Here is a 5,671-nt window from a genome sequence, read left to right as displayed (position 1 = left end):
CTCAAGACCTATCTCACCGGTGGCGCGGTAGGCGCCTCGCTCGCCTACTCCACAGGCGCCGCACCAACCGCCCTCACTGCCGGCCTCGCCGACCGGGAGCATGGCATTGCCGTCTCGCCCGACCGCCTGTTCAAGATCGGCAGTTGCACCAAGACCTTCGTCGCCGCCGCATTGGTCAAGCTCGCTCAGGACGGCAAGCTCGAGCTCGGCGCGCCGATCGCCTCCTGGTTTCCCGACCTCCCGGGAGCAGAAGACATTTCGGTGCGCCAGCTGATCAACCACCGCAGCGGCCTGCCCGAGTTCGAATATTACATTCCGATGGATCCGAGCCGGCAATGGACGCCGCAACAGCTGGTCGACATAGCCTTCGTTTCCGACAAGCAGAAGGCGCCGGGCGGGCCCGCCGTCTACAACAACACCGGCTATGTTCTGGCCGGCATGGTGATCGAGGCTGTCTCCGGCCAGTCGCTGGGCGGTTATGTCAGAAGCGCGGTGCTGCACCCGCTCGGCCTGACAAACACCTGGTCGCCGGCCACCGAAGCCTTTCCGGAAAAGTCGATGGTGCGTGGTTACTACCACCGCCCCCCGCCGCCAGCGAATGCGCCCACCGACATCGCCTCGGGCGGCGAGATGTGGCGCATGGATGGCGTGCTGCCCTACTCCGACGACTTGCAGGATTCCTCCGATTCCTTCCCGTTCGGCGCCGCTTATGGCTGCGGCGACATGGTGTCGACGCCGTCCGATATGGTGAGCTTCATGCGTGGTCTCTTTTCCGGAAAGCTGCTGTCGCCGCCGTTCTTCGCCGAGATGTTCGAACACCGCGTGCCGGCAAGTTTCCCTGGCACACGCATGCGCGAGACCGGCGCCGGCATGTTCCAGAGCGCCTACGCCGATCGCGCCTTCTACGGCCACCAGGGCAGCATCCCCGGCTACGTCGCCGTGATGCTGCACGACCCGCTGTCCGGCCTGACCATCGCCATGACCAGCAATGTCGGCTCCGGCAACCGGCTGTCCTTCCAGGCCAGTGGCCTCCATCCGGTGGTCGATAAGGCGATCAGGATCATTCTGGAAAACTAGCCGCGAAAGATCGCCACGGCGGCAGCGATGATCGCCGCGTTGTCCTTCGCCACAGTTCCATCGGCGAGCGTATTGCCGTCTTCCAGACCGACCCGTGTCGACCAGCGCTTGCGATGCGCAAGCTTGACGAAGGGCCAGACAGTTGCATCGACGCCATGCAGCAGGATCGGCCGCCGTACCCCGGCGCGCTCGAGCACGGCGACGATGCCATGCGCTTCGTCGAGTGCAGCGGACAGGTCCGGGATGTCGATCTCGATCAGAATGCGCAGCACCTGGTCGTGGCCGGGAAGCGCTACGAAGCGCTCGGCATCGGCGACGACGGCAAGCCCCGCCTCGATGCCGACACCACGCTGGCGCAGCAGTTCCATCACGGCGGGCGCATCCGGTTCGGACAGGTTGACCGAAGCATAGTCGGGCAGGTCTCGCCAGCCGGCGATCGCCGTGCGGGTCCGCTCGACGTCGTTCTCGATCCAGGCGCCGGTCGACACGCCGACCAGTGTTCCCGGGCAGGTCCGGCGCACCGCCAGCACGGTGGCGTCGACGGCTGCCAGGCTTTCGCGCCCGTCAGTGCCGCGCGGATGGATGTGCAGTTCGGCCGCTCCAGCGGCGACGCAGGCTGCCGCATCGCTGGCCATTGCCTCGGCAGTCAGCGGCAGCTTCGGGTGGAAATCGCGCACGCGCGCGCCGTTGATGCAGGCCTGGACGATCATCGGTCTCACCTTGCGCAGGAAGTTGACAGTCTAATCACGCGGCGGTGAAGCCGCCAATCTCCCCCGTGTGGGGGAGATCTTCAATCTCATCAAGCGTGCAGGCTGCGAAACAGATCGAAAATCTGATTGTTCAGGTCGGCAGGACAGCGCCCCCCTTTATCCTGCCGGACATCTCCCCCACGGGGGGAGATTGGCAGCATCAACGCCGCGCGCCTCCCCGCAACATTCGGCGGCATTTGAATAAAAGCCGCTTGTGGATATTTACCCGGCGTTCCCTCGTCTCCGGCAAGGTCTTCTAGGGCGGGATCATGGAGGGACCATTGACCAGCGATTTTTCAGCCGCCCGCATCCACCTCGAACGAGCCTATCATTATCTGCAAGGCAACGACGAGACGAGTCGCGCGGCCTGTGAAGCGCTCGATCTGTTGATCGAAGCGGTGACGGAAGCGCAGCACAGGCGACCCGAGGCTGGAGTGCTGGAGTTTCCGCAATCGACGGCGCGCCGAACCGGATAGAATGCGGCGAGTTTCAGGCCAGTTCGGCCTGGCCTGAAACTCGCCGCACCCGGATCACGATGCCTTGCGGGCCGTCGCTCCCTTGGTCGCACGCGCGACAATTCGTTCCAGCGGCTCTGGCCGGTGCAGCAAAAATCCCTGGCCGAAGGCGACGCCCATGTCGCTCAACATGGCCAGCGTGTCCTGCTGTTCGATCTTCTCGCCGACCACGTCACAGCCGAGGCTGCGGGCGATGCTGGTGATGGCCAGCACGATCTCGCGGTCGAAACGGCTTTGGGTGATGTGTTCGATGAAGGAGCCGTCGATCTTGATCGTGTCGACGGGGAACCGCCGGAGATATTCGAACGAGCTCATACCGGCGCCGAAATCATCGAGGCTGACCCGGCAGCGCCGCTCGCGCGCCTTGCGCACAAACTGTTCGGCCGCGTCGAAATTGGTGACGGCGGCGGTTTCGGTGATCTCGAAGCCGATGCCCGAATGCGGCGCCCCGGTTTCTTCTATGACGTTGTCCACGAAGTCCCAAAGCTGCGGGTCGCTCAGCGTCTGCGCCGACAGATTGAAGCCAAGCGTCAACGCCCCCGAACGCAAGGCGGCACCATGCCGCGACAGCGCGGTGCGGATGATCCAGCGGTCGAGCCGCGACGCGATGCCGAACCTCTCGGCCACCGGAATGAACTCGCCGGGTGGCACCAGCCGGCCGTTGCGGGCAGCGAGCCTGGCCAACACTTCGACATGGCGGCTTTCCAGCCACGGCTTGCCGAGCAGGTGGATTTCCTGACCGAACAGTTTCAGCCGTCCGTCTTCCATGGCATCGACGGTGTCAGCGGCGACACGCGCGGCATTCAGCCCGCCCAATCCCGCCTCTGCTGCCGCGGAGAAGACCGCGAAGCGGTTGCGACCGGCGGCCTTGGCTGCGTAGCAGGCGTCGTCGGCACAGGCCAGCGCGTCGGCGACCGTGGTGCTGGCATCATCGACGAAAGCGATGCCGATCGAGGCCGCCAGCTTGCGGGTCGACGCGGCCACGCCGAGATCGGCCTCGCGCACCGCGCCAAGCACGGCAGCGGCGATCCGCTCGGCCTGCGCGGCATCGCAATGCGGCACCAGCAGCGCGAATTCGTCGCCGCCCAGCCGCGCCGCGTGTGCTGTCGGCGGCAGGCAGGCGCGGATGCCGGCGGCAACGCTCTTCAGCGCCAGGTCGCCGGCGGCGTGGCCGGCAAAATCGTTGAGCGCCTTGAAGTAGTCGAGATCGACGTAGAACACCGCCAGCGGCGCACCCGCCGCTATATGATCGGCGAGCAGCCGGTCGAAGGCGGAGCGGTTGTACAGGCCGGTCAGCGCATCGTGACGGGCGGCATAGGCGAGCTCCTGCTCGCGCAGCTTTTCCTCGGTGATGTCGCGCACCGTGCCATGAACCTGGCCCGCCGCACCGGCAATGGCGATGAAGCGCACCAGCGATTCGACATGGCGAATGACGCCGTCGCGCTTGATGATGCGGTACCGGGAGGCGGTAACTCGGTCCGAACCGGGTGTCGGCAAATGCGCCTGCTCGGTGGCTTCCCTGTCGTCGGGGTGCAGGAAAGTATGCCAGAGGTCGGCGGTCACTTCGTCCGTATCGGCGACGAGGCCGAATATGTCTCTGGTGCGGGCGTCCCAATAGCTCTTGTTGGTGGCGATGTCGTGGTGCCAGATGCCGGTGCCGCTGGCGGCGAGTGCCAGCCGGAAGCGCACATTGACCTGCTCGAGTTCGGCTTCGGCGGCCTTCTGCTTGGTGATGTCGGTCTGCACGCCCATCAGCCTGAGCGGCTTTCCGGAGGCGTCGCGCTCGACAATGCCGCCGCGATCGAGCACCCACACCCAGTGGCCCTGCTTGTGCTTCAGCCTGAGTTCGGTCTCGATGGCGTCGGTCTGTCCGGCGATGTGGCGGTCGCCGCTGGTCAGCGCCCGCTCGCGGTCGTCGGGATGGGTCAGTTGCAGCCACAGGTCGGCTGTGTCGGCAAGCTCGCTCTCATCGTAGCCCAGCATCCGCGCCCAGGTCGCGGAATAGAAGCAGTCGCCGGTTACAAGATCCCAGTCCCAGACACCAAGATGGGCGCGCTCCAGGGCCTTGGCCCAGAACGTTCCATTGCGACTTTTCTTGCCCTGACGCGCCATCGTCTGCTTCGCCTGCTCCACCGCAGGGCAATCTGCGGCAAAACCAGAGAAGAAACAGTTACCGCGGCGATGGCGGGCTGCTTTGTTGGCTCCTCACCTGCCGCCTCTGCTCTTCGATTGGCCGGCAAGAACCGGAGTTTCGCATCGGCCGGATGTTCCTAGTCATGGCTCCAGGTCATCGCCAATCCGATGATCCCGGATCATCGGCGGCGCCGATGATCACGTTGCACAGACAAGAGGACCTCCCAATGACCAAGCAAGAAGACAACAAGGCCGTCGTCGTCAGATGGTTCACCGACTTCTGGGGTGAAAGCTGCGACCTGTCCGTCGTCGACGACATCGCGGCACCCGACATGCTGCTGAAATACTCGCTGCACGAGCCGCGCCGCGGCCGCGACGACATCAAGGCCTTCATGAGCGGCTTCCGCGCCGCCTTCCCGGACCTCAACTTCTGGGCCACCGCCGACCTGATTGCCGAAGGCGACTATGTCGTCGGCCAGTGGGAGGGCGGCGGCACGCATACCGGTCCGGCCTTCGGCGACTTCCTCGCCGGTTCGCTGCCGGCCGCCACCAGCCGCACCATGCGCTTCACCGGCACCACGGTGCTGAAGGTGGTCGACGGCAGGATCGTCGAGGAGATCGGCCTCGATGACGGCGTCGCCGCCCTCACCCAGCTCGGTCTGATCAAGGCCGCCTGAGCCGATCAGGCAAAACGATCGTTCGGGCCAGGCGGCGTCAATGCCGCCTGGCCTCATTGCTTACTGGCTCGGCGCCATTGCGTGCTCGCATGACACTTTCGGGTTCATGTCGGCGAACGTACCTGTCGGGTTGCCTTTCCAGGCCCAGACATGCAGTTCGTAGAATTCACCCAGCCCATAGCGGTTGGGGGCGCTGTTGAAGTTGAACAACTGGCCGTCCAACGATGCCGGTCCTTTCGAAGTGATGTACTCGACCGCCACCAGCTTCAGCGCGCCATCGGCCAACGGCTCGTACATCACGGCTTCGGGACGGGCGATGTCGATCTTGTCGTCGTTCAGATACCGGCCGTTGACATAGTGAATGCCCATGGCGCCGCCGGTGATGCCGCTGGCACAGGGAATAGGCGAATAGCCCTCTGATACCGCTGTCTTGACGTCGATGAACCGGCTGTTGGCAGCCCGCACCTTGTCGGCCAGCGGGTTAGAGCCGGAGGCAGCTTCAGCCGGCTCCTGATGCGCC

6 protein-coding genes are annotated in these 5,671 nt (G+C 65.0%); 3 read left to right on the top strand and 3 right to left on the bottom strand.

Translation table 11 applies throughout. The features are described 5' to 3' along the window. The coding region (locus EN750_RS16120) for a serine hydrolase domain-containing protein (RefSeq protein WP_145967698.1) at positions 1-1,077 on the top strand (1,077 nt) is incomplete at its 5' end. On the opposite strand, the gene EN750_RS16115 is transcribed toward EN750_RS16120, so the two are convergent. Next, positions 1,074-1,787, bottom strand: a complete 714-nt coding sequence (locus tag EN750_RS16115) for a 3-keto-5-aminohexanoate cleavage protein (RefSeq protein WP_127396997.1) — start codon at positions 1,785-1,787, stop codon at positions 1,074-1,076. The two genes, EN750_RS16120 and EN750_RS16115, sit on opposite strands and share 4 nt — an antisense overlap. Positions 1,788-2,107: 320 nt before the next feature. Between EN750_RS16115 and EN750_RS16110 the strand changes: the two genes are divergently transcribed. Further along, positions 2,108-2,302, top strand: coding sequence for a hypothetical protein (locus EN750_RS16110; protein WP_164748793.1), 195 nt, complete (start codon positions 2,108-2,110; stop codon positions 2,300-2,302). Between the two features lie 54 nt (positions 2,303-2,356). Here EN750_RS16110 and EN750_RS16105 read toward each other — a convergent pair whose 3' ends face one another. After that, positions 2,357-4,453 (bottom strand): EAL domain-containing protein, encoded by a 2,097-nt coding sequence (locus EN750_RS16105; RefSeq protein WP_127396996.1) that lies wholly within the window; start codon positions 4,451-4,453, stop codon positions 2,357-2,359. Between the two features lie 248 nt (positions 4,454-4,701). On the opposite strand from EN750_RS16105, the gene EN750_RS16100 reads away from it, so the two are divergent. Then, a complete protein-coding gene (locus tag EN750_RS16100) occupies positions 4,702-5,151 on the top strand; it encodes an ester cyclase (protein ID WP_127396995.1) in 450 nt (149 codons plus the stop codon). 60 nt (positions 5,152-5,211) lie between these two features. Here the strand turns inward: EN750_RS16100 and EN750_RS16095 are convergent, their stop codons facing one another. Continuing rightward, positions 5,212-5,628, bottom strand: a complete 417-nt coding sequence (locus EN750_RS16095; protein ID WP_189526238.1) for a hypothetical protein — start codon at positions 5,626-5,628, stop codon at positions 5,212-5,214. Positions 5,629-5,671: the final 43 nt, after the last annotated feature.

Origin of the sequence: Mesorhizobium sp. M7A.F.Ca.ET.027.03.2.1 (assembly GCF_003999175.1) — a bacterium.
GTDB lineage: Bacteria > Pseudomonadota > Alphaproteobacteria > Rhizobiales > Rhizobiaceae > Mesorhizobium.
Note: the sequence above shows the minus strand (reverse complement) of the source record. Positions and strands in the feature narration are given on the sequence as shown.